We start from the raw sequence: 24,254 nt of genomic DNA, 5'->3' as shown, positions 1-24,254 counted from the left end.
CCGGCCGGTTCGCGTCACTTTAGTGCAACGGTCGCCGCGGTCAACGAACCGCCCCGCGCCCGGTGCGCCCTTCCCCCAGACAAAGCCCAAAAGCCGTGAATCACCCGAACAGCGGCCCCCGTCTCACCCCTGTGGGTTAGCTCACAACAAGGCTTGTTGACCTTCTTTGTCCACCCTCACTCAATGCCTCACCGAGCTGTGACCACTAACGTCATAACCATGACGACTTCCGCATCCCTGCCCGCCCGCCCCACGCCCCAGGCATCAAGCGGCGAATCCGTCACCGACCGGCTGGTAGCGGCCAACCAACGCTACGCGGCCCAGTTCACCGACCCCGGCATGGACGCCCGCCCCGTCCTGCACGTGGCCGTCGTGGCCTGCATGGACGCCCGCCTCGACCTGCACAAGGCCCTGGGCCTGGAGCTCGGCGACTGCCACACCATCCGCAACGCCGGCGGGGTGGTCACCGACGACACCATCCGCTCGCTCACCATCAGCCAGCGGGCCCTCGGCACCCGCTCGGTCATACTCATCCACCACACCGGCTGCGGTCTCGAAAGCCTGACCGAGGACTTCCGGCACGAGCTGGAGGACGAGGTCGGCCAGCGCCCCGCCTGGGCCGTGGAGGCCTTCCGCGACGTGGACCAGGACGTCCGCCAGTCCATGCAGCGGGTCCGGACGAACCCCTTCCTGCTCCACAAGGACGATGTGCGAGGCTTCGTCTTCGACGTGCACACCGGGCTCCTGCGGGAGATCGATCCGGCCACCTGAGTGACAGGGGCGCCGAAGGCCGTCAAGAATGCGGGGAGACGACACCCGGAACCCTTCCGGGACGGCGTCCGTGTTTCGGGGTGGGCCGGTTCAAGCGCCAACAGCGTCGGCCCTGAGAAAGGGCCGAGGAGAACCAGGTGACCACGTACGACGACCGAGCGAGCCTCGCTGATCTGACCAGCACGGCCGAGCGGGTCCGCCGGTCGGTCGAGAGCGTGATCGAGGGCAAGCCCGAGGTCGTACGGATCGCGCTGACCGTGCTGCTGGCCGAGGGACACCTCCTGATCGAGGACGTCCCCGGCGTCGGCAAGACGATGCTGGCCAAGACGCTCGCCAAGTCCATCGACTGCTCGGTCCAGCGCATCCAGTTCACGCCGGACCTGCTGCCGTCCGACATCACCGGCGTCAGCATCTACGACCAGCAGCGGCGCGAGTTCGAGTTCAAGCCCGGCGCGATCTTCGCGCAGATCGTCATCGGCGACGAGATCAACCGCGCCTCCCCCAAGACCCAGTCCGCGCTGCTGGAGTCGATGGAGGAGCGCCAGGTCACCATCGACGGCACCACCTACGCCCTGCCCAGCCCGTTCATGGTCGTCGCCACCCAGAACCCGGTCGAGATGGAGGGCACCTACCCCCTCCCCGAGGCCCAGCGCGACCGGTTCATGGCCCGCGTCTCCGTCGGCTACCCCAGCCCCGAGGCCGAGCTCCAGATGCTCGACGTGCACGGCGGGCTCTCCCCGCTCGACGACCTCACCGCCGTCGCGCACGCCCACGACGTGGTCAAGCTGATAGAGGCCGTCCGCGAGGTGTACGTCGCCGCGCCCGTACGCCGCTACGTGGTCGACCTGGTCTCCGCGACCCGCAGCCACCCGGAGCTGCGCCTGGGCGCCTCGCCCCGCGCCACCCTGCACCTGCTGCGCGCCGTCAAGGCCTCCGCGGCCCTGTCCGGCCGGGACTACGTCCTGCCCGACGACGTCCAGCAGCTGGCCGCCCCCGTCCTCGCGCACCGGCTGCTGCCCACCGCGCAGGCGCAGCTGAACCGGCGCACCGCCGAGCAGGTCGTCCACGACATCCTCCAGCGCACCCCCGTCCCCGCCGCGCACCACCGCGGCGAGATGCCGCCCGGCGCGGGCGCCCGGAGCTTCTGATGGCGGCCGGTGCCCCGCACGGCGCCGGCGGGCAGGTCAGGGACCCCGGCGGGCTGCGCGCCTCGCTGGCCGGGCTGACCACCCGGGGCCGCTCTTTCCTGGCCGCCGGAGCCGCCGCCGCCGTCTGCGCGTACGTACTGGGCCAGGGCCAGCTGCTGCGGGTCGGGCTGCTGCTCGTCGCCCTGCCCCTGATCTGCGTCCTCGCCCTGCACCGCACCCGCCACCGGGTCACCGCGACCCGGCGCCTGACCCCGCCGCGGGTGCCCGCCGGCGGGGAGGCCCGGGTGCAGCTGCGGCTGGAGAACGTCTCCCGGGTCCCCACCGGACTGCTGATGCTCCAGGACCGGGTGCCCTACGTGCTCGGGCCGCGGCCCCGCTTCGTACTGGACCGGGTCGAATCCGGCGGCCGCCGCGAGGTGTCGTACCGGGTCCGCTCCGACCTGCGCGGCCGCTACCCGCTCGGCCCCCTCCAGCTGCGCCTGACCGACCCCTTCGGGCTGGTCGAGCTGACCCGCTCCTTCACCGCCTACGACACCCTCACCGTCGTCCCGCGCACCCAGCCCCTGCCCCCGGTCCGGATGACCGGCGAGGCCGGCGGCTACGGCGACGGCAGCCGCCGCTCGCTGGCACTGGCCGGCGACGACGACGTGATCCCGCGCACCTACCGGCGCGGCGACGACCTGCGCCGGGTGCACTGGCGCTCCACCGCCCGCTACGGCGAGCTGATGGTGCGCCGCGAGGAGCAGCCCCAGCGCACCAAGGCCACCGTCCTGCTGGACACCCGCGGCCCGGCGTACGAGGGCGCGGGCCCCGACTCCGCCTTCGAGTGGGCGGTGTCGGCCGCCGCCTCCACCCTGCTGCACGTCCTGGAGCAGGGGTTCTCGGTGCGGCTGCTGACCGACACCGGCGACTCGGTGCCCGGTGAGGGCGGCGGGGGCTTCTCCTCCGGCGGGGCGGAGTCCGCCGAGGCGGCCGGGCTGATGATGGACACCCTCGCGGTCGTCGGCCACTCCGACGGGAGCGGGCTGGGCCGCGCCTACGACGCGGTCCGCAGCGGCGGAGCGGGCCTGGCCTCCTCCGGCGGCGACGGCCTGCTCATCGCCTTCTTCGGCGACCTCGACGAGGAACAGACCGAAATGGCGGCCCGGATGCGGCAGCGCAGCGCGGGCGCGGTGGCGTTCGTACTGGACTCCGCGACCTGGACCGGAGCGCCCTCACGGGCGGAGGAGCGGCTGCGCAGGCTGCGGGACGCGGGCTGGACGGCGCTGGCCGTCCCGCCCGGCGCCGCCTTCGCCGAGCTGTGGCGGCAGGCCGGGAACGCTCCCCTCGGCCCGGAGACCTCCGGAGGCTGGGGATGAGCGGGCGCACGCGGGTGACGCTCTTCGGAATGCTGGCGACGCTGCTGACCTCCTGGTCGCTGGCCCCGCTGGTGGAGTCCTCGGGCTGGCTGCTCCAGGCGGCGGCCCTGCTCGGCGTACAGGCCGCGGTCGGGGCCGGCGGGCGGCGGGTGCCGCTGGCACGGTCGCTGACCGTGGCGGCGCAGCTGCTGGTGTCGCTGCTGCTGCTCGCCCTCCTCTTCGCGGGGAAGGCCGAGTCCGCCGGGAGCGGGCCGCTGTCCTTCCTGGTCACCGACTTCGGGGCGCTGTTCCAGCAGGGCGTGCGGGACGTGGGCGAGTTCGCGATACCGGCCCCGCTGACCGACGGCATCCGGCTGCTGCTGCTGGCCGGGGTGCTGCTGATCGGGCTGCTGGTGGACGTGCTCGCGGTGACGCTGCGGACCGCCGCGGCGGCCGGGCTGCCGCTGCTGGCGCTGTACTCGGTGGCCGCCGGGCTGTCGACCGGCCAGGGCGGTTCCTGGTTCGCCTTCCTGCTGGCCGGCGCGGGCTACCTGATGCTGCTGCTGTCGGAGGGCCGCGACCGGCTGGCCCAGTGGGGCCGGGTCTTCGGCGGCGCCCCGAGCACGCGGGTGTCGGCGGCCTCCGGGTACGGGGGCGGCGCGGGCGGCGGGCGGGCCGTGGCGCCCGTGCGCTTCGGGCGCCGGATCGGCGTGGTCGCGCTGGGCGTGGCGGTGGCGGTGCCGGCGGTACTGCCGTCGCTCGGCGGCGGGCTGCTGGGCGCCCAGGGCGACGAGGCGGGCGCGGCGGGCGGGGGCGGCGGCACCATCTCGGCGGTGAACCCGCTGGTCTCGCTGCAGAGCAGCCTGAACGCGCAGGACAACCGGGTGGTGCTGAAGTACCGCACGGACAGCCCCCAGCTCGGCGAGCAGTACCTGCGGATCCTGGCGCTGGACGAGTTCAACGGCGTCAAGTGGGAGGCCTCCGGGCGGCCGCTGACGGACGTGCCCGAGCGGCTGCCGAACCCGACGGGGCTGAGCGACCGGGTGCGCGAGGGCGCGACCGAGGTACGGACCTCCGTCTCGGCGGCGCAGACGTACGCCCAGCGCTACCTGCCGATGCCGTACCCGGCCACTCAGATCGACATCGCCGGCAAGTGGCGGTACGAGCCCGCCGGCCGGACCCTGGTCGGGGACCAGCTGGCCAAGGACCGCTTCCAGAACGTGCAGGGCGCGCAGTACACCGTACGGAGCCTGCTGCTGCGGCCCACGGCCGCGCAGCTCCAGGCCGCGCCGGCCCCCAACCCGCTGGTGCGGGACGAGTACACGAAGCTGCCGGAGAACCTGCCGCCGGTGGTGGCGGAGACGGCCCGGCGGGTCACCCAGGGCGCGCAGGACGACTACACGCGGGCCGTGCGGCTCCAGGACTTCTTCGCGGTGAACGGCGGCTTCCGCTACGACACCAAGGTGTCGTCGGGGACGGGCTCGCAGGCCATCGCCCGCTTCCTGGCGGACAAGGAGGGCTTCTGCGTCCACTTCGCCTTCTCGATGGCGGCGATGTCGCGCTCCCTGGGCATCCCGGCGCGGGTCGCGGTCGGTTTCACGCCGGGCGAGAAGCAGGCCGACGGCAGTGTGAACGTCTCGATGCGGGACGCCCACGCGTGGCCCGAGCTGTACTTCGAGGGCGTGGGCTGGACCCGGTTCGAGCCGACGCCCCGCTCGGGCATCTCGCTGCCGGACTACAGCCGCGCCGAGACCCCGGCCCCGCAGCCGTCCGCGCCTTCCGCGCTGCCCTCGCAGTCCGCGTCGGCCCCGGCGCCCATGCCCTCGCAGGCCGAGGCGTGCCCGCCGGAGCTGAAGAAGCTCGGCGAGTGCGGGGTGCCGGCCGCACAGCAGGACGCCGGCAAGGGCTCCGGCGGTTTCCCGCTGGGCGCGGTCCTCGGCTGGACCGGCGCCGCCCTGGCGGTCCTGGCGCTCCTGCTGCTGCCGCTGCTGTGGCGCCGCCGGGTCCGCGAGCGGCGGCTGGCCGCCCCGGACGTGCTGGCCGCCTGGCGGGAGCTCGGCGACAGCGCCTGGGACGTGGGCATCCCGCCCGACGAGGCGCTGTCGCCGCGCCGGGCGGCGGGCCGGGTCGTGGTCCTGGGCAAGCTGGACGGTGAGCCCGCGCAGGCGGTGCACCGGGTCGCGGGCGCGGTGGAGCGGGCGCTGTACGCCCCGCCCGGCACGGACGTCTCGTACCCGGAGCTGGCCGCCGACGTGCGGGCGGCCGGTGCGGCCCTGCTGGCCGCCGTGGGCCGCCGGGCCCGGCTGCGCGCGCTGCTGCTCCCCCGGTCGGGAGCGCGCGTCACCGCCGCCTTCTCCGCCCGGGTGGCGGCCGTGTCGGAGCGGGCCGCCGCCCTCCGGGGCCGGATCCGGGTCCCGGTCCGCACCCGCGGCTGACACGGCGCAGGGGCGGGGCGGGGCGGGGAGACGGAAAAGCCGGTGCGGCCGGGCTCGTTCCCCCCGAGCCCCGCCGCACCGGCGTGTCCATCCCGGCCAGGGACCCGGTCCGCTCCGCGGCCCCGTGTCCGCGGTGCGGGCCGAGCGGCCCTGTCCATGGCCTCCAGTCTGCTGTCTTCGCAGGTGGGAGCCCATCCGTACACGTACTCATCTATCGGCCTGAGTACGGATACTCAGTTCTACGCCGCCGACCGGCGGCAGCGGCACCGCCGACCGGGCGTCAGCGGTTCCCGCTCACCCGCCCCCGCAGCAGCAGCGACAGCGCCGAGTGGACGTCGTCCAGGGACCGCTCGCGCTGGAAGGCCTGCCAGTCCAGCGCGGCCACCAGCACCATCCCGACCAGCGCGGCCGCCGTCAGCGGCACGTCGATCTCGGCGCTGAGCTCCCCGCGCTCCACGCCCTCCCGCAGCACCGACTCGACGACCGCCACCGCCTCGCCCCGCACCACCATCAGGGTGGACTGCCAGGCCCGGTTGGTCCGCCAGAGTTCGGCGACGTACAGCTGGGTGAAGGCCGGGTACCGGTCGATGAAGACCAGACCCGCGCGGATCATCGCGTCAAGGGCCTCGATCCGGCTGCCGCCGCGCGCCTCGGTCTCGTCCGCGGCGGACCGCAGCGAGGCGGTCAGCAGACCCACCCCGTGCCGCAGCAGCTCCTCGAAGAGCTCGGTCTTGCTCGCGAAGTTGTAGTAGACGGTGCCCTTGGCGACGCCGGCCCGCTCGGCGATCTCGTCGACCGTGGTCGCGGAGAAGCCCTGTTCGGCGATGAGGGTGACGGCCGCCTCGTACAGCTTCTGCCGCGTGGCCTGCCGCCGGGCGCCGCCCGCGGTGGTGCTGCTGCTTTCCATGGCGCTGATTCTCACAGGTCACAGCCCCTTACAGGCTCAGTTCCGGGTGCAGCCGGTCCATCGTCCACACCTGCTTGCCGCGGGCGGCGAGCGCGGTGAGGGCCAGGGCCCCGGCCGTGAAGGCCGCCAGCACCGCGCAGCCCTGCCACACCGGGGTGAGGTCGCCGCCGGTGATGAGGCGGCGCAGGCTCTCGACGATGTACGACATCGGCAGGTACGGGTGGATGCCGTTGAAGAAGTCCGGGCTGGTCTGGACGGGGTAGGTGCCGCCGGCCGAGGTCAGCTGGAGCATCAGGACGGCGAGGACCAGGATGCGCCCGGCCGCGCCGAACTTGGCGTTCAGCCACTGGATGATCGCCGCGAAGCAGGCCGTGACGAGGACCAGGAAGCCGATGGTCAGGGCCGGGTGGGCCATCTTCAGACCGAGGCCCGGGGCCCAGTGCAGTACGGACATCAGCGCGCCCACCTGCGCGGCGCCGAGGCCGACCACGGGCAGCCAGCCCGCGAGGGCGATCCGCCAGGGCGAGGCGCCGGCGGCCAGGGCCCGCTTGTTCATGGGGGCGATCAGCATGTAGGCGACCATCGCGCCGACCCACAGCGACAGCGGGATGAAGTACGGGGCGAAGCCGGTGCCGTAGTTGGGCGCCTTGTGCAGGGCCTGGTTGGCGAGCTGCACCGGGTCGGCCATGACCTGGGTGCGGGCGTCGCGCTGCTGCTGGTCGTAGTCCGGGATCTTGCCGACCCCGTCGTGCAGGCCGCCGGCGAGCTGGCCGCTGCCGTCGACCAGCTTGAACATGCCGCCGTTGAGCTGCTGCGCGCCGTCGCCGAGCTTGCCGACGCCCTCGCCCAGCTTGCCGGAGCCGCCCGCGGCGGTGCCGATGCCCTTGTGCAGCTCGACCATGCCGGCGGCGACCTTGTGGGCGCCGTCGTTGAGGGCGTTGGCCTGGGTGATGGCAGCGTCGAGGTCGCCCGCGAGGCCGGGGGCCTTGACGGCGAGTTCGCGGGCCTTGTTCTCCAGGTCGGTCAGCTGGTTCCCGAGCTTGGTGACGTCGCCCTTGGAGTTGCCGAGGACGGTGTTCACGTCGCCCGTCAGCAGGGCGGCCTGAGCCGCGTCGTCCTTGATCTTCTTCTGCAGGTCGCAGAAGCCCGCGGGCAGCTGGGGGTCGGGCTTGACGCAGTACCGGGTGTAGTTGGAGTCCGCGAGGCCCGCGACCTGCTTGGTGATCGCGGCGGCGGCCGGGGCCTTCTCGACGGCCTTGTCGAGGTGGCTGTTGACGACCTTGGCCGTGTCGGCGACCAGCTTGGCGGTGTCCGCCAGGTTCTTGGGGTCCTTGACGAAGGGGCGGGCCTTGTCGGCGGCGCCGTTGACCACGTCGGCGACCTTCTGGGTGCCGTCCGCGACCTGCCGGGAGCCGCTCTCCAGCTTGCCGGCGGCCTCGTTGAGCTTCTTCAGGCCGCCGGTGAGCTCCCCGGTCTTCTCCTTGGCCGTGTCGAGGCCGTCGGCGAGGTCCTTGGCGCCCTGCTGGGCCTTGCCCGCGCCGTCCTTGAGCTTGTCGGCGCCGTCGGCGGCCTCGGCGGTCTTGTCGTGCAGGTCGGAGAAGGAGACGAAGATCCTGTCGAGGAACTTGCGGGACGCCTTGGTGGAGGCGGCCGAGCGGACCTCGGAGAAGACGGTGCGCGAGATCGAGCCGACGATGTAGTTGTTGGCGTCGTTCGTGCGGACCTGGAGGGCCCCGGTGGCGGGGTCCGCGCCGCCGCTGGAGGCGATCTTCTCGCTGAAGTCGGCGGGCATGGTCAGGGAGAGGAAGTACGTTCCGTCCTCCAGTCCCTTCGCCGCCTCCTCCGCGCTGACCTCGCGCCAGTCGAAGGTCTTGCGCTCGCGCAGGTTCCGGGTGATCTCACCGCCGACGTCGAGGTGCTCCCCGTTGGCGTCGGCGCCCTTGTCGGCGTTGACGAGGGCGACGGGCACCCTGTCGAGGCGGCTGTACGGGTCCCAGAACGACCAGAGGTACAGGGCCCCGTACAGCAGGGGCAGCAGGAGCAGCGCGACGAGGGCGGCCCGGGGCAGCTTCCCCCGCCCGAACCGCTTCAGCTCAAGCGCGGCCAGTTTCGGCGAGCGCATCGTCCGCCCCCTTCGTGTCTTCGTCGTTGTCGGCGCCCTCGGCCTTGTCGGTGCCGGTGGCGGGCTCCGCGGCCTCGGCGGGCTCCTCGGGCCCGGGGTGCGCGGCGCCGCTGGCGGCGGGGTCCTGGGGGTCGGGCCGCGCGGCGTCGGTGGCGTCGGGGTCCGTGTCGTTGCCCGGGGGCAGGCCCCAGGTGATCTTCGGGCCGTCGGCAGCCGCCCCGGCGGGCCGCGCGGGCGCGGCCTTCCCCGTGTGCCTGCCGGTCTGCGGCTTCGCGGATGCGGCCGCGCCGGCGTCGGTCTCCGTCCCGGTGCGCAGCACCGTCACGCCCTCCGGGGCCTCGCTGCACACCGCGAGGACGGTCGTCCCGCGGTCGGCGACCGAGCGGAGCAGGGCCCAGGCCTCGGCGCGTTCGGCGTCCGAGAGCTTGATGTCGAGGTCGTCGAGGGCCAGCAGCCGGGGGCCGCCCAGCAGGGCGATGGCCACGGACAGCCGTACGGCCTCCAGGCGCTCCAGGTCGCGTACGGAGGTCCGCTCGCCCTTGGGCAGGGCGGCGGGGTCCAGTCCGACGGCGGCCAGGGACTCCTCGATCCGGGTCCGGGCGGTGGCCCGGCGGTCTCCGCGCGGGCGCAGCAGGGTCCGCAGCGGGGCGTCGTAGCGCCGCTGGAGCATGGCTCCCTCGCGGAGCTGCTCGGCGACGGTGAGGGCCTGGTCGAGGTCGTTGACCCCGGGGACCGGGCCGAGGGCGGCGATCCGGCGGACCGCGGCCATCTTCTTCGGCAGCCGGTGGCGGCCGATCTCGGCGTGGCCCTCGGTGGCCTTCATCCGCCCGGTGAGGGCGAGGAGCAGACAGGTCCGGCCGCTGCCGGAGGGGCCTTCGAGGGCGATGAGCGATCCGGGGGCCGCGTCGATCCCCACGCCGCGGAACACCCAGCCGCGCGGGCCCTTGAGTCCGAAGCCCTCGGCCTTGACGGCGGCGCCGTGCGGGCTGTCCACGCCCCTCCCCCTCCTTTTGAACTGACCGGTCAGTTCAAAAACTAACAGGTTCGGGACCCGCGGAGGTGCGCGAGGGGGCTTTTGGCGCGATCCCGGCGGGACCTCCGGCGGGGCCCGGAGGCGGTCCCGCCGCGCCCACGGGTCGGCCTTCGAGGGCGAATCCGCAGGTCAGCGGGATTGTCAGTGGGGCCCGTCACGATGGACGCACGAACGGAAACACGAGCGGCACCGCCGAGCACCACGCAACGACAGGAGGTTCGTCATGGCCACACCGTCCCCGTCCCCTGTCCATCCCGTCCCGCGCAGGGCGTCCGCACCGCCGGCCGCCCTGGACCTGCTCGCCAAGGCCCGCAGCGGCCTGGCCGAGGCGGCCCTGCTGCCCCGGCCCAACGAGCGGTACGCCACCGCCCACCTGGCCGCGCTGCGCACCGCCGCGGCCGTGCTCGCCGCGCGCGGCCGGCCCGAACCGGTGAACCCCCGGCGGCGGCCCCGGATCCGCAGCGCGTGGGAGGTGCTGCCGGAGATAGCGCCGGAGCTGACCGAGTGGAGCGCGCTGTTCGCCTCGGGTGCGGCCCGCCGGGCCCGGGCCGAGGCGGGGATACCGGACGCGGCGAGCGGCCGGGACGCGGACGACCTCGTACGGGAGGCGGGGATGTTCCTGCGGCTGGTGGAGCGGATGCTCGCGCTGCACCCCGTCGCGCAGGCCCTGCCGCAGCCTCGCCCGGAGCGTCCGGACGCCGGATGAGCTGCCCGGTCGGCTGAGGCAATAGGGTGGGGCACGCACCGCCCCACCCCTTACGCGCCGAGGAGCCATCAGCCGTGTCGGACACTTCCCGCCCCCGCGCCTCCCTCCGCACCGCCGTGGTGTGGGAGGTCCTCAAGGAGGCCCTCGACCGCCGGGTGAAGGCGACCGGGCGGGAGGTGCTGGAGGTGCTGGACACCGGCGGCGGCACCGGGAAGTTCGCCGTGCCGGTGGCCCGGCTGGGCCACCGGGTGACCGTGGTCGACCCCAGCCCGAACGCCCTGTTCGGGCTGGAGCGCCGGGTCGCCGAGGCCGGCGTCGCCGATCTGGTGCGCGGGGTCCAGGGCGACGCCCAGGGCCTGCTGGACGTCGTCGAGCGGGACGCGTACGACGTGGTGCTCTGCCACGGCGTGCTGGAGTACGTGGACGACCCGGCCGAGGGCGTGGCCAACGCCGTCGCCGCCCTGCGCCCCGGCGGCATCCTCAGCCTGCTCGGCGCCGGCGTCGGCGGGGCCGTACTGGCGCGGGCGCTGGCCGGGCACTTCACCGAGGCCCGTACCGCCCTCACCGACCCGGCCGGGCGCTGGGGCTCCGGCGACCCGGTGCCGCGCCGCTTCACCGCCGAGCAGTTGGGCGCGCTGGTCGGGGACGCCGGCCTGGAGGTCGGCGCGGTCCACGGCGTGCGCATCTTCGCCGACCTGGTCCCCGGGGTGCTCGTGGACACCGAGCCCGGGGCCGTGGAGGCGCTGCTGCGTCTGGAGGAGGCCGCCGCCGAGCTGCCCGCCTTCCACGCGGTGGCCACGCAGCTGCACGTCCTGGGCGAGAAGCCCGCCTGATCTGCGGGCTTGCTCGGGCGGGCTTCCGGCGGATCCCCTCCCTTCCGGCGCGCCGACCCGTATGATCGGGTGCACCGGTCGGCATGGCGGACCGGTCATTGGGGAATAAGCGCCTCAATGGCCGCCTTGGCGCCGGTACGTTCGAAGCACCCGTTCGTTCGGCACCGGTTCCGGCTCGCTGGATTTGCCTGGCACGGTGGTTTGCAGAATGTGGCGTAGAGGGCGGGTATCACGGGGGCGATTCCCCGCCTATCCTGAAGGGGACCCCTGGTCGCTACCCCCCGCGACCGACGGATGAGGAGGACTCCCGTGCCGCTCTCGGAGCACGAGCAGCGAATGCTCGAGCAGATGGAGCGAGCGCTGTACGCCGAAGACCCCAAGTTCGCGACAGCGCTTGAGGGCAGTGGACTGCGCACGTACACCCGGCGACGGGTCTACCAGGCAGTCGTAGGCATTGTGGTGGGTATCGCGCTCCTCATGACCGGTGTGATCTGGCAGGAAGTGCTCTGGATCAGCGTGGTGGGATTCCTCGTCATGCTGGCCTGTACGGTCCTCGTGGTCACCGGTTGGCGCAAGGCACCCAAGCCTGGCGAGCAGCCCGTCTCCGGAAGTGCAGGCGGTTCGGCCCGTGGCCGCAACCGGCAGCGTCGGTCGATGATGACCCGTATCGAGGAACGGTGGCAGCGCCGCCGTGACGAACAGGGGCAGTAGCCCCGCACACACTTCGTCGGTGAGGGGACGGCCGCGCGACCGCGGCCGTCCCCTCACCGTTTCCGCCCGCCCGGTCGCCCGCACTGCGGCATGCTGATCAGATGAGTGTCCTCCCCCTGGTCTTCACCAGCGGCTGGGCCAGCGGGATCAACGCCTACGCCGTGATCCTGCTGCTCGGCGTCTTCGGCGCGACCGGCCTGTCCGACGAGGTCCCGGCCTCGCTCCAGCGCACCGACGTCCTGATCGCCGCCGGCGTGCTGTTCCTGTGCGAGGCCGTGGCGGACAAGATCCCTTACGTGGACTCCTTGTGGGACACCGTCCACACCGTCATCCGACCCGTCTCCGGAGCGGTGGTCGGCGCCCTCCTGGCCGGGCAGAGCGGCTCGCTCTCCGACCTCGCCGCCGGGGCGGTCGGCGGTTCCACCGCGCTGGCCAGCCATTTCGTCAAGGCCGGCACCCGGATGGCGGTCAACACCTCCCCGGAGCCGTTCAGCAACATCGTGCTGAGCACCGCCGAGGACCTCGGCGTGGCCGGCATCGTCACCTTCGCGATGTTCAACCCCCAGGCGGCCGCGGTCATCGCGGCCGTACTGCTGCTCATCGGCCTGGCCCTGGTGGTCTACTTCTGGAGCCGGATCCGCCGCTTCCGGCGGCGGCGGGCCCAGCGCCGCGAGGAGAAGCGGTTCGCCGCCGCCCGCGAGGCCGGCGGGGCACCGCCCGGCTGACCCGCCGACCTCGCTCGATAGGCTCAGCGCCATGGCAAGAATTGCGGTGATCGGCGCCGGCATGGGCGCGATGGCGACGGCGGCCCGGCTGGCCGTGGCGGGCCACCAGGTGACGGTGTACGAGCGCGGGTCCACGTACGGGGGTGCCGTCGGCCGGTACGAGCGCGACGGCTTCGCCTTCGACACCGGGCCCGGGCTGCTGCACCTGCCCGCCGTCTACCGCGACCTGTTCGTGAAGACCGGCAAGCGGCCGCTGGAGGACTGCGTCGACATGGTCCAGCTGGACCCCGCGGTCCGGCACGTCCTGGACGGCGCCGCCGTCACCCTCCCGGGCGCCTCCCGGGGCGGGGTCGCCGCCGCCCTCGACGAGGCCTTCGGCGCGGGCGCCGGCGAACGCTGGAACGCCCTGCTGGGCCGGGCCCGCGACACCTGGGACGCCACCCGCCGCCCCCTGCTGGAGGAGCCCCTGCGCCCCGACTGGCAGGTGCTGGGCCGCGACCCCTACCCGGCGCTGCGCGGCAGCGGCCTGCTGCGCCGCCGTACGCCGACGCTGGCCGAGGTGGCCCGGCGCGAGCTGGGCGGCGGGCTCGGCGAGCTGCTGGCCGGCCGGGTCCTGGCGTACGGGCTGGACCCCGACGCGGCGCCCGCCGCCGCGGCCGCGCTGCCGTACATGGAGCAGACCTTCGGCAGCTGGTACGTCCGCGGCGGCATGCGCGAGCTGGCCACCGCCGTGTACGAGCGCTGCCGTGAGCGGAAGGTGGAGTTCGTCTTCGGCGCCGCCGTCCGCTCGGTACTGAACCGCGACGGCAGGGCGGCCGGGGTGCGGCTGGCCGACGGCACCGAGGCCGCCGCCGACCACGTCGTCTGCGGCATCGACCCGAGGCAGCTGCCGGGCGCCTCCGTGCCCCGGCCGCGCGGCGGCGTACCGGCCCGGGGCAGCGAGGTGCCCGGGCGGCTGACCCTGCTGCTGGCCCTGAGCGGCGCCCGCCCGGCGGACGCCGTCCACCGCACGCTGGTGCACTCCCCCGGCTCCGCGGGCGTCCGGCTGGTCACGGTGCTGCGCCCGGACGACCCCGCCACCCGGCCCGACGCGGACCACGAGGCGGTCACCGTGAGCGCCGTGTGCGGCCCCGCGGGCGGTGCGCCGGTCCCGGACCCGGAGAAGCTGCTGGACCTCGCCGCACGGGCCGTCCCCGGGCTGCGCAAGCGGCTGCTGTGGCAGGAGGTGCGCACCCCCGAGGACGTGGAGGCGGCCACGGGCGCGCGCGGCGGCTCGGTGCCGGCGCCCGCGCTGCCGGGGGACGGCGGCCGGATGCTGTACCCGGCGAACACGACGGCGCTGCCCGGGCTGTACCTCGCGGGCGGCTGGGCGCACCCCGGCGGCGGGCTCGCGCACGCCGGGATGACGGGGGCCCTGGTGGCCGGGCTGATCGTGGAGGGGGCGGAGTTCCGGGGCTCGCAGTGAGCCCCGGCCCGCCGGGCCCCGTCAGTGGCGGTACTGGCCGCCGTACTCCCCGTTGCCGTTGCCGGGGTACGGGTACGGGTACTCCTGCGGCTGCTGCGGGTCCTGCTCCGGGTAGGGCTGCTGCGGGGCGGCGTCGGTGGCGCGCTGCTGCGGGACCCAGACCCCGCCGGGCGGCGTGTCCATGGAGTACTGCTGCTGGGCCGGGTCGGCGTAGGGCGGGTAGGCCGCGCCGTCGTAGGGCGGGGCCGGGGAGACCTCGCCGCCGGTGCCGATGTACGGGTCCGAGTAGGCGGCGTAGACCTGCTGCTCGTTCCCGGGGTAGTAGCCGCCCTGGCCCTGCTGCGGGTCGTAGTAGGCCGCGTACTGGTGGGCGTCCTGCTCGGCCGTGGTGTACGGCGGGGCGAAGGGGGTCTCGGCGCCGGGCTGCTGCGGCTGCTGGGGGACGAAGCTCTGTATCCCGTACGAGCCGGTCTCCTCGGGCACCGGCTGCGGGGTGAACACCGCGTCCTGGGACCCGGTGTCCTCGCCGGGGCCCCGGTCCTGGGCGGCGTACTCCAGCCCGGTGACCTCCAGCGCGGGCTCCGGGGCCGGTGCGCCCCCGGAGCGGCGGCGTCTGCTCTGCGCCTCGCCCGGTGCGGGCCGTCCGCCGCGGCGCAGTGCCCAGCCGGCCACGAAGCCCTTGCGGAAGGACAGCGTGACGAGGGTCTGGCCGACGGCGAACGCGGTCGCGCCGACGGCGATCACGAGCACCGACGGCAATATCACCCCGGCCACCACCCCGACGAAGCCGGTGAAGGCGAGCAGGCGCCAGCGCAGCCGGGCCTTGTACTGCATCAGGACCTCGGCAAGCAGCCACAACGCGACGATGCCGAACGCGATGTAGAGGACCGTCATTCCCATGCAAGGCCCCTCTCGGTACGGCCGCCCGCGCGGGAAGGAGAGACGGCCGGTCAGGCCCGCTGGTGCAGGCCCAGGTTCTCGTAGATTTCGAGGGTCGCCGTGGAATTGTTCAGCGTGATGAAGTGCAGTCCCGGGACACCCTCGGACAGCAGCCTCGCGCAGAACTCCGTGGCGAACTCGATGCCAATGGAGCGTACAGCGGCCGGATCGTCCTTGACGGCGAGCATGCGCTCTTTGACGGCGTCGGGGAAGACCGCGGTGCTCAGTTGCGGCAGCCGGTCGAGCTGCTTGATGCCCACAACAGGCATGACCTCGGGGATGATCGGGGTCTCGCAGCCCGCCTTGGCGACGCTGTCGCGCAGCCGCAGATAATTCTCGGGATCGAAGAACATCTGGGTGATGGCATAGTCCGCACCGGCGCGGCACTTGTCCACGAAGTGCCGGATGTCCGTGTCCCAGTCCTCCGAGCGCGGGTGCATCTCGGGGAAGGCGGCGACGCCGACGCAGAAGTCGCCGGACTCCTTGAGCAGGCGCACCAGGTCGGCCGCGTAGTCCACGCCCTCGGGGTGCTTGACCCAGGGACCCATGGGGTCGCCCGGCGGGTCGCCGCGCAGCGCGAGCATGTTGCGGATGCCGGCGTCGGCGAACTGGCCGATGACGTGGCGCAGCTCGGCGACGGAGTGGTCCACCGCGGTCAGGTGCGCGACGGGCGTCAGGGTGGTGTCGGAGGCGATCTGCTGGGTGGCGCGGACGGTGCCGCCCCGGGTGGAGCCGCCGGCTCCGTACGTGACGGAGACGAAGCTCGGGGAGACCGCCTCGATCCGGCGGAGCGCGTTCCAGAGGTTGCGCTCGCCCTTCTCGGTCTTGGGAGCCCAGAACTCGAAGGAGTACGAGGCTCCGGACGCGAGGAGGTCGCGGACCGTGTGTGCGCGGTCCGACCAGGTGGAAGCGGTACCAAGGGCCATACCGGCAGGTTAGACGCGCCCCGGCGGACGCCGAAGCGCTGTCCACGAGCTGGACAGATTTTTGGACACCCCCGTGCCGTCACCCGAGCCGGGCTCGGACCCTCTTGGCGAGTTCGGCGGCGGCGGCACCGGGGTCGGAGGCCTCGGTGATGGCCCGGACGACCACGACTCGGGTGGCGCCGGCGTCCAGGACCTCGTCCAGATTGGCGCCGTCGATGCCGCCGATGGCGAACCACGGGCGGTCCTGGGCGAGGGAGGCCGTGTACCGGACCAGGTCGAGTCCGGGGGCGTGGCGGCCGGGCTTGGTGGGGGTGGGCCAGCAGGGGCCGGTGCAGAAGTAGTCCACACCGGACTCGGCGACGGCGGCGTCCACCTCGGACTCGGCGTGGCAGGAGCGGCCGATCAGGACCCGGTCGCCGAGGATGGCGCGGGCGGCGGGGACGGGGATGTCGCCCTGGCCGAGGTGCAGGACGTCGGAGCCGATGGCGTGCGCGACGTCGGCGCGGTCGTTGACGGCGAGGAGCCTGCCGTGGCGGCGGGCGGCCTCGGCGAAGACCTGGAGGTGTTCGAGCTCCTCGCCCGCCTCCATGCCCTTGTCGCGGAGCTGGACGATGTCGACGCCGCCGGCCAGGACGGCGTCCAGGAACTCGGGGAGGTCGCCCTGCCGCTTGCGTGCGTCCGTGCACAGGTAGAGCCGGGCGTCGGACAGCTGCTGCATGGGAGTACCCCCCTGGTGGTGACGGTGTGCGGGCGGGCCGAGGTTACCCGGCCCGCCGCATCCGTGTATCAGCCGGTCAGAGGGCGAGCGCCTGGGCGCGGCGCTTCACCTCCGTGCCGCGGTTCTCCCGCAGCGCCTGCACGGGGGTGCCGGGCAGCGAGGGGTCCTCGGTGAAGAGCCACTCGAGCATCTCCTGGTCGGAGAAGCGGTCGTCTCGCAGTACGGTCAGCAGTCCGACGAGGCCCTTGACGACCTTGTCGCCGTCGATGAACTGCGCCGGAACCTGCAGGGCGCGGTTCTCGCCCCGCCGTACGGCGATCAGCTGCCCTTCCTTGACCATCTGGCGGACCCGGGTCACCTCGATGTCGAGCATCTCCGCGATGTCGGGGAGGTACAGCCAGGAGGGGACAAGGGCATCGATCTTTGCGTCAATCTCGGTCACGGGCACAAGCCTGCCACTTCGGGCGGGCTGCCGGTACCTGGCCCCGTCCGTCCGGGGCCGGACGGGGGCAGGGCCGGGGCCGGGCCGGGGTCCGGGCCGGGGTCCGGGCCGGGGTCCGGGCCGGGGTCCGGGAGGCGTCAGGCGAGGGCCGACTTCAGCGGAACGGCCGGGTCCGCGACCTTGGCCGGGTCCACGGGCGCGCCGGCCTCGATCAGCTTGCGGCCCTGCGCCAGGTCCCGGGGGCGGCCCACGGCCAGCACGGCGGCCAGCGCGCCCCCGCGCAGCCAGCACACCGACCACGTGGGGCCGGCCGGGTCGCCGCGCCACACCAGGGTGTCGGCCCCTCCGTGGTGGCCCGCGTACTGGACGAAGCGGCCGAACTGCTCGGACCAGAAGTACGGCACGGGGTCGTAGGCCTGGACGGGCTCCCCGGCGAGGACGTTCGCCGCGACGGCCCGGGGGCCCTGGAGGGCGTTGTCCCAGTGGTGGACCAGCAGCCGCGCCCCGTAGCGGGCCGACGGGAAGGAGGAGCAGTCGCCGACCGCGTACACGCCGGGGAGCGAGGTGCGCAGGTACGCGTCCGCGGTGACGGAGCCGTCGGCGCCGAGCTCGATCCCGGTGCCGGCCAGCCAGTCGGTGGCGGGCCGGGCGCCGATGCCGACGACGACGGCCCCGGCGGGCAGCTCGCGGCCGTCCGCCAGCAGGACCCGGCCCTCCCCGATCCCGGCGACCTTCGCGCCGGTGAGCAGGGTGGCGCCGGCCTCGGCGTACCACCGGGCCATCGGCTCGGCGACCTCGGCGGGCAGGGCCCCCGCCAGCACCCGGTCCGCCGCTTCCACCACCGTGACGGCGCAGCCGGCCTCGCGGGCCGCGGTGGCGAACTCGGCGCCGATCCAGCCGGCCCCGACCACGACGGCCTCGGGAGCGGCGGCCAGCACCGGGCGCAGCCGGGCGGCGTCGTCGAGGGTGCGCAGCAGGTGGACGCCCGGGACCCCCTCGGTGCCGGGCAGGGTCAGCGGCACGGCTCCGGTGGCCAGCACGAGGACCTCGTACGGGACCGGACCGGCTTCGGTGTCGACCTCGCGGTCCTGGGCGCGCAGCCCGGTGACCTCGGTACCGAGGCGCAGGTCGATGCGCAGGCCCTCGAAGTCCACCTCGAACGCGGAGTCCTCGGCCTTGCCGAGGAGCACCGCCTTGGAGAGCGGGGGCCGGTCGTAGGGCTGGTGGGGTTCGGCGCCCAGCAGGGTCACGGGGCCCTCGTAGCCCTGTTCCCGCAGGGCCACGGCGGTCTGCACGCCGGCCATTCCGGCGCCCACGATCACGACACCGGGGTTCGTCTGTTCCGTCTGCTCACTCACGCGGCCCACCCTAGTGAACTGACGGCCCGTCAGGAACAGCGGGCGGGAAGATCGGCAGGCCGGCAGCGGGGAGGCAGCCTTACCGGGCTCCCGGCCCGGGGTTAGTCTGGCCACCGTACCTATCGCGGGAGTCCGGGCGCACCGGGCTGAGAGGGAGGCTGGCCGGCCTCCGACCGTACGAACCTGATCCGGGTCATGCCGGCGAAGGGAGGGGCTGGACGCCCATGCACTCATCTCGGAAGGGATCCGACGTCCTCGTCATCGGGGGCGGCATCATCGGCCTGGTCACGGCCTGGCGGGCGGCCCGGCACGGGCTGCGCACCGCACTGGCCGACCCGGACCCCGGGGGCGGCGCCGCCCGGGTCGCCGCCGGCATGCTGGCCGCCGTCACCGAGCTGCACTACGGCGAGGAGACCCTGCTCGGCCTCAACGTCGCCTCCGCCGCCCGCTACCCCGCGTTCGCGGCCGAGCTCACCGAAGCCAGCGGCGGCATGGACCTCGGCTACCGCGCCTGCGGCACCCTCGCCGTCGCCCTCGACGCCGACGACCGCCTCCACCTGCGGGAACTGCACGCCCTCCAGCGCCGATGCGGCCTGGAGTCGGAGTGGCTCACCGGCCGCGAGTGCCGCCGCCTGGAGCCGATGCTCGCCCCCGGTGTACGCGGCGGGCTGCGCGTCGACGGCGACCACCAGGTGGACCCCCGCCGGCTCGCCGCCGCCCTGCTGTCCGCCTGCGAACGGGCGGGCGTGACCGTCCACCGGGCGCGCGCCGAGCGGCTGCTCGTCACCGCCGACCGGGCCGCCGGGGCCCTCCTCGACGACGGCACGGAGCTCCGCGCCGACCAGGTGGTGCTGGCCGCGGGCTCGCTCAGCGGCCGGCTGGCCGGCGTACCCGCCGAGGCGCTGCCGCCCGTACGGCCGGTGAAGGGACAGGTGCTGCGCCTCGCCGTACCGCCCGCGTACGCGCCCTTCCTGTCCCGGACGGTACGGGCCGTCGTGCGCGGCAGCCACGTCTACCTGGTGCCGCGCGAGAACGGCGAACTCGTCGTCGGAGCCACCAGCGAGGAACTGGGCTGGGACACCACCGTCACCGCCGGCGGGGTCTACGAGCTGCTGCGCGACGCCCACGAACTGGTCCCCGGCATCACCGAGCTGCCGCTCGTCGAGACCCGGGCGGGCCTGCGCCCCGGCTCCCCCGACAACGCGCCGCTGCTCGGCCCCACCGACCTCCCCGGCCTGCACCTGGCCACCGGGCACTACCGGAACGGGGTCCTGCTGACCCCGCTCACCGGCGACGTGATGGCGGAGCTGCTGACCACCGGCACCGTGCCGGAGATCGCCCACCCCTTCACCCCGCGCCGCTTCTCCTCCACGCGTCAGGAGTCCTTCGCATGACCATCTCCGTCAACGGCGAGCCGCGCGAGATCGCGGCCGGCACCACCCTCGACGCGGTGGTCGCCACCCTCACCACCGCCCCCTCCGGCGTGGCCGCCGCCCTCAACGAGACCGTCGTCCCGCGCGGACAGTGGCCCGCCACCGCGGTGGACGAAGGCGACCGGATCGAGATCCTCACCGCGGTCCAGGGAGGCTGAACACATGGCCGACGACGTCTTCGCCCTGGGCGGCCGGACCTTCTCCTCCCGCCTGATCATGGGCACGGGCGGGGCCCCGAGCCTGGACATCCTCGAACGCGCCCTCATCGCCTCCGGCACCGAACTGACCACGGTGGCCATGCGCCGCCTGGACCCCACGGTGCAGGGGTCGGTCCTGTCGGTGCTGTCCAAGCTGGACATCGCCGTGCTCCCCAACACGGCCGGCTGCTTCACCGCCGGCGAGGCCGTCCTCACGGCCCGGCTCGCGCGGGAGGCGCTCGGCACCGACTGGATCAAGCTGGAGGTCGTCGCGGACGAGCGCACCCTGCTGCCCGACGGCGTCGAGCTGCTGGACGCCGCGGAGGTCCTGGTCGACGAGGGCTTCACCGTCCTCCCGTACACCAACGACGACCCGGTCCTGGCCCGCAAACTGGAGGACGTCGGCTGCGCGGCGATCATGCCGCTCGGCTCGCCGATCGGCTCCGGCATGGGCATCCGCAACCCGCACAACTTCGAGCTGATCGCCGAACGCGCCGGCGTCCCGGTCATCCTCGACGCGGGCGCCGGGACCGCCTCGGACGTCGCCCTGGCCATGGAACTGGGCTGCGCGGCGGTCATGCTCGCCTCCGCCGTGACGCGTGCGCAGCACCCGGTCCTGATGGCGGCGGCGATGCGGGACGCCGTCTCGGCGGGCCGCCTGGCCCACCGCGCGGGCCGCATCCCCCAACGCCGCTTCGCCGAAGCCTCGTCCCCGGTGGAGGGCCGCGCGGCCCTGGACCCGGAGCGGCCGGCGTTCTGAGGGGGCGGGGGGTACGGGGCTTGCGGCGCGGGCGGGCGCGTGTGCCTGTGCGTACGCAGCTTGCGGCGCGGGCCCGCTGTCTCCCCCTCGACCCCCCGGGGCGGGGCGGTGGTTGCCCACCCGCCCCCCGGGTGCGGGTGGATGGCCGGAGGGCCGGATACCCCGGGGCGGTCTCAGGGAGGGGCGGGGGTTTCCCGTCAGTCCCATCGTCCTTCCGGTTCGGGCCGGTCCCTCAAGGGCGCTCCTTCGTCGCGTCACTGCGTGATCGCCTTCGGCGACCCTTGACCGACCGACCCGCCCCGGAAAGCCGAAAGACTGCCGGGAAACCCCCAAAAGAACGGCACGGTCCATGGTCGGAGGGGCGGGTCCCTCAGCGATGAGACGAGGGGACGGGCCCGGTTTGCCGGGCATCCGGGCCCTCAGACGTCGCGATCCCGGGCCAGGGGCGCCACTACCCGCACCACATGCCGGCCAGAGCCCCCTGCGGAGCGCCCAGGCGCGGCAGATCGCTACGCGCTCCTCATCGCTCAGCGTCCGGCGGCCGTCTTGGGCTGATACCCGCATCACATGTTGATCAGAGCAGCCTGGGAAGCCGACGGGCGCGGCAGATCGCTACGCGCTTCTCAGATCTCGGCGTCCAGCGGCCGCCAGGGGCCGGCACCTGCACCAAACGGCAACCGGAGCAGCGCCGGAAGTGGTCACGTCAGGTCGGATCATTCCGGGGGCTGGCTGTACCTCTCCAGTGTCGCCTTGGTCGTGGATCGGTCCACCAGACGCAGTTCCCAGGGGCCGGTGTTCACGTCGAAGTCCTTGCCGAAGCCAACCCACTTGCCGGCCATGCGCCGGCCGGTCGGCTCGACGAGGAGTTGGATGGCCCCGTGGTAGCGGGCCCCGTTGTAGTAGCCGTCCGCAGCGGTCTGCTCGACCCAAGTGCCCGTGACCACATTGCGGTCGACGGTGAGGTCCAGCGTGAGCGGGCTGTCCGGGTTGCTGCTCGCCCCGGGCAGGCTCTGGACGGTCAGCCGGTTCCCGTGCTGAACGACCACTACGTGGTGCTTGGCCTCGTACGAGGCGTCTCGACTCGAAGAGAAGAACTCGTAGCGGCTGAGCCACACTCCCGAGAACGTTTCCTCACCCGTCTGCGCGCCTGCAACGGCAGGCACGGCACCGGTTGTTGCGCTGGGCTCCATGCCATGTCCTCCCTTCCCGTCTGCGTGGACTCATGCCATCGGTACCGGCAGGGCGAATCCCAGCGCCTCGACCGGACGGCCGGTGACCCGTTCCAACGCCCTGGCGTACACGCCCCGAGGCGTCTTGCTCGTACCGGATTCCCAGCGCTGCACCAGCCGCTTGGAAGCCTCGTTCGGTTACCCCAGTTCGACACCTGCCCGGCGGAGCGCCTTGGCGAAGTCGTCCTGGCTTGAGCGCAGGCCGATGCGCACGGCCCGCAGCACATCGTTCGGCACCACGGCGGTCGTCGTCATGACGTCAGCGCTAGACCCAACATCCCTGCAATGACACCGGTTTGACGCCTCAGTGGACGTCATTGGCGCCTCAGCGATTGACGCCTGGGCGACGCCCGAAGCGTCGTCGCTCCGCCCGGCCGATCGGCGGGAACATCGCTTCACCAACCGGATCGGGCAGCGGAAGGCAAGCGATGACCATGACCGTTCGGGTGTCTCACGACTCCGGCCAGACGTTCGGCTCTGAGGTGACCTACCCGAGCAGCAGCGCCGAGAAGCCGTTGACCCCCATGGACTCTGCCGCCTGGCCGCCCTGCGAGTGCCCCCGATGCTTTTCACAGACCAGGAAGGCACAGACGTGACGATCACCGACACGGCGAAGACCGTGTACGACCTCATCACCCCGGAACTCCGGGCCGACCTCATCACCATGGCCCGCGAGGACTCATGGCCGGAGATGACCGATGAACAGGGCGAGCGCGGCGTCGGCCAAATGGCGGCCTTCCTCGCCATCGCCGCGAACACCACGGAGAAGGCGACCCCGAGCCTGCGGGTGGACCTCTTCTGGCACGCGTTCGTGCTCCACACCAAGCCCTACGCCGGCTGCAGCGACAGCCCCGTCGCGAAGTAGCCCCACTGCCTCAGCCGCCCGGTATCGTGCCGGGCGGCTGTCGCCATGAACGAGGACGGACACACGATGGCTGACGCTCGTAGCGCCGCATGGGACACCTACTCGCAGAGCAAGCCCCAACGGCGGAAGACCAACGCCAAGGGCGAGACCACATGGTTCAACTGGACTCAGTACCCGGGGACCAAGGCCCCGGGGCCGACGTGCTCAACCTCAACCCCGGAGACACCGCCCTCGACCTCGGGTGCGGGTCCGCAGGGAACACCGCACACCTCGCGACTCTCGGCATGAAGGCCATAGGAGTCGACCTCTCCGCCCGGCAACTCGACAAGGCACACGATCGATGGCCGGGCGTGGACGGCATGGAACTCCACCAAGCCGATGCCCTCACCTACCTCGGCAGCACATTCACGGTCTTCGATGCGATCTACAGCGTGTTCGGCGCCGCCTGGTTCACCGACCCCGCCCTGCTGCTGCCGATCGTCCACGCCAACCTCAAACCCGGTGGAGTATTCGCCTTCTCCCAACGCCCTCCGGTCGAAGGCTGCTACGGCTGCCAGGCGTCATACATCCCTCGCGGGCCCGAAGAAGACCCCGCCGTCGTCAGACGGTGGGACTTCGAGCCCGATGTGTGGGCACTCATCCTCAAGGAACACGGCTACACCGACGTGTCAGCCTCCGTCCTCGCCCCACCCTCGGGAAGCCGGCGCACAGGCACCCTGCTCGTCCGAGGCATCCAGGGAGGCTAGACCGTCGGACGCTGTGCTGTGGGGAGCGCGTAGCGATCTGCTACGCCCATCCGACTCCTTCGCTGCCCTGGTCATCCTCTGGTGCTGGTATCAGCCCCGGACGACCGCCGGACGCCAAGCGATGAGGAGCGCGTAGCGATCGGACGCGCCTGGGTGCTCCGCACGGGGCTCTGGTCACCATTTGGTGCAGGTAGCCGGGCCCCCGGCGCGGAAACACGACCACGCGGGCCCGGATGCCCGGCAGGCCAAGACCCGGCCCCGTCGCCTCATCGCTGACAGGCCCGTCCCTCTCCCTTGGACCGTGCCGTTCTTTTGGGGGTTTCCCGGCAGTCTTTCGGCTTTCCGGGGCGGGGCGGTCGGTCAAGGGTGGCCGAAGGCCATCGCGTAGCGACGCGACGAAGGAGCGCCCTTGAGGGACCGGCCCGACACGGAAGGACGATGGGACTGA

22 protein-coding genes, 1 pseudogene and 1 riboswitch are annotated in these 24,254 nt (G+C 73.4%); of the genes and pseudogenes, 14 read left to right on the top strand and 9 right to left on the bottom strand.

The annotated features are described in order from the left end of the window. Positions 1 to 183: 183 nt before the first annotated feature. The 4 genes from ACZ7IF_RS07670 to ACZ7IF_RS07655 all read left to right on the top strand — a co-directional run bounded on the left by ACZ7IF_RS07670 (position 184) and on the right by ACZ7IF_RS07655 (position 5,691). On the top strand, positions 184 to 771 hold the full coding sequence (locus tag ACZ7IF_RS07670) for a beta-class carbonic anhydrase (protein WP_470964699.1): 588 nt from the start codon (positions 184 to 186) through the stop codon (positions 769 to 771). 137 nt (positions 772 to 908) lie between these two features. Beyond that, the gene (locus ACZ7IF_RS07665) at positions 909 to 1,919 is read left to right on the top strand and encodes an AAA family ATPase (protein ID WP_470964696.1); all 1,011 of its coding nucleotides are present in this window, start codon (positions 909 to 911) and stop codon (positions 1,917 to 1,919) included. Further along, on the top strand, positions 1,919 to 3,277 hold the full coding sequence (locus ACZ7IF_RS07660) for a DUF58 domain-containing protein (protein WP_470964693.1): 1,359 nt from the start codon (positions 1,919 to 1,921) through the stop codon (positions 3,275 to 3,277). The genes ACZ7IF_RS07665 and ACZ7IF_RS07660 overlap by 1 nt, the downstream gene beginning before the upstream one ends. Then, positions 3,274 to 5,691 (top strand): transglutaminase TgpA family protein, encoded by a 2,418-nt coding sequence (locus tag ACZ7IF_RS07655; RefSeq protein WP_470964690.1) that lies wholly within the window; start codon positions 3,274 to 3,276, stop codon positions 5,689 to 5,691. Before ACZ7IF_RS07660 ends, ACZ7IF_RS07655 begins: the two co-directional genes overlap by 4 nt. Before the next feature lie 280 nt (positions 5,692 to 5,971). Here the strand turns inward: ACZ7IF_RS07655 and ACZ7IF_RS07650 are convergent, their stop codons facing one another. Genes ACZ7IF_RS07650 through ACZ7IF_RS07640 form a run of 3 tightly spaced genes read right to left on the bottom strand, consistent with a single transcriptional unit; the run spans position 5,972 to position 9,714 of the window. Beyond that, positions 5,972 to 6,598 carry a TetR/AcrR family transcriptional regulator gene (locus tag ACZ7IF_RS07650; RefSeq protein WP_470964686.1) on the bottom strand — a complete coding sequence of 209 codons (627 nt, stop codon included), beginning with the start codon at positions 6,596 to 6,598 and terminating at the stop codon, positions 5,972 to 5,974. A gap of 28 nt (positions 6,599 to 6,626) precedes the next feature. Next, positions 6,627 to 8,720 carry a YhgE/Pip family protein gene (locus tag ACZ7IF_RS07645; protein WP_470964683.1) on the bottom strand — a complete coding sequence of 698 codons (2,094 nt, stop codon included), beginning with the start codon at positions 8,718 to 8,720 and terminating at the stop codon, positions 6,627 to 6,629. Then, complete coding sequence (locus ACZ7IF_RS07640; RefSeq protein ID WP_470964680.1) at positions 8,692 to 9,714, bottom strand: ATP-binding cassette domain-containing protein; 1,023 nt, start codon at positions 9,712 to 9,714, stop codon at positions 8,692 to 8,694. Before ACZ7IF_RS07640 ends, ACZ7IF_RS07645 begins: the two co-directional genes overlap by 29 nt. Positions 9,715 to 9,976: 262 nt before the next feature. On the opposite strand from ACZ7IF_RS07640, the gene ACZ7IF_RS07635 reads away from it, so the two are divergent. The 5 genes from ACZ7IF_RS07635 to ACZ7IF_RS07615 all read left to right on the top strand — a co-directional run bounded on the left by ACZ7IF_RS07635 (position 9,977) and on the right by ACZ7IF_RS07615 (position 14,193). Continuing rightward, positions 9,977 to 10,459 carry an SAV_6107 family HEPN domain-containing protein gene (locus tag ACZ7IF_RS07635; RefSeq protein ID WP_470964677.1) on the top strand — a complete coding sequence of 161 codons (483 nt, stop codon included), beginning with the start codon at positions 9,977 to 9,979 and terminating at the stop codon, positions 10,457 to 10,459. A 74-nt stretch (positions 10,460 to 10,533) separates the two neighbouring features. Continuing rightward, positions 10,534 to 11,292, top strand: a complete 759-nt coding sequence (locus tag ACZ7IF_RS07630; RefSeq protein ID WP_468166872.1) for a methyltransferase — start codon at positions 10,534 to 10,536, stop codon at positions 11,290 to 11,292. Positions 11,293 to 11,601: 309 nt separating this feature from the next. Then, the gene (locus ACZ7IF_RS07625; RefSeq protein WP_401252724.1) at positions 11,602 to 12,003 is read left to right on the top strand and encodes a DUF3040 domain-containing protein; all 402 of its coding nucleotides are present in this window, start codon (positions 11,602 to 11,604) and stop codon (positions 12,001 to 12,003) included. Between the two features lie 101 nt (positions 12,004 to 12,104). Further along, the gene (locus tag ACZ7IF_RS07620) at positions 12,105 to 12,728 is read left to right on the top strand and encodes a DUF4126 domain-containing protein (protein ID WP_470964674.1); all 624 of its coding nucleotides are present in this window, start codon (positions 12,105 to 12,107) and stop codon (positions 12,726 to 12,728) included. A gap of 31 nt (positions 12,729 to 12,759) precedes the next feature. Then, entirely contained in the window at positions 12,760 to 14,193 is a 1,434-nt protein-coding gene (locus ACZ7IF_RS07615) for a phytoene desaturase family protein (protein ID WP_470964671.1), read from the top strand. A gap of 21 nt (positions 14,194 to 14,214) precedes the next feature. On the opposite strand, the gene ACZ7IF_RS07610 is transcribed toward ACZ7IF_RS07615, so the two are convergent. The 5 genes from ACZ7IF_RS07610 to ACZ7IF_RS07590 all read right to left on the bottom strand — a co-directional run bounded on the left by ACZ7IF_RS07610 (position 14,215) and on the right by ACZ7IF_RS07590 (position 18,576). Continuing rightward, positions 14,215 to 15,093, bottom strand: a complete 879-nt coding sequence (locus ACZ7IF_RS07610) for a hypothetical protein (RefSeq protein ID WP_470964668.1) — start codon at positions 15,091 to 15,093, stop codon at positions 14,215 to 14,217. A 50-nt stretch (positions 15,094 to 15,143) separates the two neighbouring features. After that, a complete protein-coding gene (gene metF, locus ACZ7IF_RS07605) occupies positions 15,144 to 16,058 on the bottom strand; it encodes a methylenetetrahydrofolate reductase [NAD(P)H] (protein ID WP_470964665.1) in 915 nt (304 codons plus the stop codon). Positions 16,059 to 16,137: 79 nt separating this feature from the next. Next, positions 16,138 to 16,776, bottom strand: coding sequence for a thiamine phosphate synthase (gene thiE, locus ACZ7IF_RS07600; protein WP_470964662.1), 639 nt, complete (start codon positions 16,774 to 16,776; stop codon positions 16,138 to 16,140). A 76-nt stretch (positions 16,777 to 16,852) separates the two neighbouring features. Then, entirely contained in the window at positions 16,853 to 17,218 is a 366-nt protein-coding gene (locus ACZ7IF_RS07595; RefSeq protein ID WP_470964659.1) for an Rv2175c family DNA-binding protein, read from the bottom strand. Positions 17,219 to 17,355: 137 nt separating this feature from the next. Continuing rightward, a complete protein-coding gene (locus tag ACZ7IF_RS07590) occupies positions 17,356 to 18,576 on the bottom strand; it encodes an NAD(P)/FAD-dependent oxidoreductase (RefSeq protein WP_470964656.1) in 1,221 nt (406 codons plus the stop codon). A gap of 114 nt (positions 18,577 to 18,690) precedes the next feature. Continuing rightward, positions 18,691 to 18,803: riboswitch (TPP riboswitch) on the top strand. Here ACZ7IF_RS07590 and thiO point away from each other — a divergent pair. From thiO to ACZ7IF_RS07575, 3 genes are all read left to right on the top strand, one after another. Next, positions 18,801 to 19,970 carry a glycine oxidase ThiO gene (gene thiO, locus ACZ7IF_RS07585; RefSeq protein ID WP_470964653.1) on the top strand — a complete coding sequence of 390 codons (1,170 nt, stop codon included), beginning with the start codon at positions 18,801 to 18,803 and terminating at the stop codon, positions 19,968 to 19,970. (Overlaps the previous riboswitch by 3 nt.) After that, positions 19,967 to 20,167 (top strand): sulfur carrier protein ThiS, encoded by a 201-nt coding sequence (gene thiS, locus ACZ7IF_RS07580; protein ID WP_427714458.1) that lies wholly within the window; start codon positions 19,967 to 19,969, stop codon positions 20,165 to 20,167. The genes thiO and thiS overlap by 4 nt, the downstream gene beginning before the upstream one ends. 4 nt (positions 20,168 to 20,171) lie before the next feature. Beyond that, positions 20,172 to 20,966, top strand: coding sequence for a thiazole synthase (locus ACZ7IF_RS07575; RefSeq protein ID WP_470964649.1), 795 nt, complete (start codon positions 20,172 to 20,174; stop codon positions 20,964 to 20,966). Between the two features lie 713 nt (positions 20,967 to 21,679). Here ACZ7IF_RS07575 and ACZ7IF_RS07570 read toward each other — a convergent pair. Further along, positions 21,680 to 22,450 (bottom strand): annotated as a pseudogene (locus tag ACZ7IF_RS07570) (helix-turn-helix domain-containing protein). Between the two features lie 337 nt (positions 22,451 to 22,787). Between ACZ7IF_RS07570 and ACZ7IF_RS07565 the strand changes: the two are divergent. Both ACZ7IF_RS07565 and ACZ7IF_RS07560 read left to right on the top strand, forming a co-directional pair. Then, positions 22,788 to 23,060 (top strand): glycine-rich domain-containing protein, encoded by a 273-nt coding sequence (locus ACZ7IF_RS07565; RefSeq protein ID WP_470964646.1) that lies wholly within the window; start codon positions 22,788 to 22,790, stop codon positions 23,058 to 23,060. Positions 23,061 to 23,149: 89 nt separating this feature from the next. Next, positions 23,150 to 23,806: a class I SAM-dependent methyltransferase gene (locus ACZ7IF_RS07560; protein WP_470964643.1), complete on the top strand. Its 657-nt coding sequence runs from the start codon at positions 23,150 to 23,152 to the stop codon at positions 23,804 to 23,806. Positions 23,807 to 24,254: the final 448 nt, after the last annotated feature.

Source organism: Streptomyces sp. NPDC037421 (assembly GCF_055602105.1).
This window is presented reverse-complemented; position numbering and strand designations above follow the sequence as displayed.

Bases quoted from the DNA above. Each gene is read 5' to 3' on its own strand.
- thiE (WP_470964662.1), bottom strand. From the start codon at position 16,776: ATGCAGCAGCTGTCCGACGCCCGGCTCTACCTGTGCACGGACGCACGC.
- thiS (WP_427714458.1), top strand. From the start codon at position 19,967: ATGACCATCTCCGTCAACGGCGAGCCGCGCGAGATCGCGGCCGGCACC.
- thiO (WP_470964653.1), top strand. From the start codon at position 18,801: ATGCACTCATCTCGGAAGGGATCCGACGTCCTCGTCATCGGGGGCGGC.
- ACZ7IF_RS07635 (WP_470964677.1), top strand. From the start codon at position 9,977: ATGGCCACACCGTCCCCGTCCCCTGTCCATCCCGTCCCGCGCAGGGCG.
- ACZ7IF_RS07620 (WP_470964674.1), top strand. From the start codon at position 12,105: ATGAGTGTCCTCCCCCTGGTCTTCACCAGCGGCTGGGCCAGCGGGATC.
- ACZ7IF_RS07615 (WP_470964671.1), top strand. From the start codon at position 12,760: ATGGCAAGAATTGCGGTGATCGGCGCCGGCATGGGCGCGATGGCGACG.
- ACZ7IF_RS07670 (WP_470964699.1), top strand. From the start codon at position 184: ATGCCTCACCGAGCTGTGACCACTAACGTCATAACCATGACGACTTCC.
- ACZ7IF_RS07610 (WP_470964668.1), bottom strand. From the start codon at position 15,093: ATGGGAATGACGGTCCTCTACATCGCGTTCGGCATCGTCGCGTTGTGG.
- ACZ7IF_RS07650 (WP_470964686.1), bottom strand. From the start codon at position 6,598: ATGGAAAGCAGCAGCACCACCGCGGGCGGCGCCCGGCGGCAGGCCACG.
- ACZ7IF_RS07575 (WP_470964649.1), top strand. From the start codon at position 20,172: ATGGCCGACGACGTCTTCGCCCTGGGCGGCCGGACCTTCTCCTCCCGC.
- metF (WP_470964665.1), bottom strand. From the start codon at position 16,058: ATGGCCCTTGGTACCGCTTCCACCTGGTCGGACCGCGCACACACGGTC.
- ACZ7IF_RS07655 (WP_470964690.1), top strand. From the start codon at position 3,274: ATGAGCGGGCGCACGCGGGTGACGCTCTTCGGAATGCTGGCGACGCTG.
- ACZ7IF_RS07645 (WP_470964683.1), bottom strand. From the start codon at position 8,720: ATGCGCTCGCCGAAACTGGCCGCGCTTGAGCTGAAGCGGTTCGGGCGG.
- ACZ7IF_RS07660 (WP_470964693.1), top strand. From the start codon at position 1,919: ATGGCGGCCGGTGCCCCGCACGGCGCCGGCGGGCAGGTCAGGGACCCC.
- ACZ7IF_RS07560 (WP_470964643.1), top strand. From the start codon at position 23,150: ATGGGACACCTACTCGCAGAGCAAGCCCCAACGGCGGAAGACCAACGC.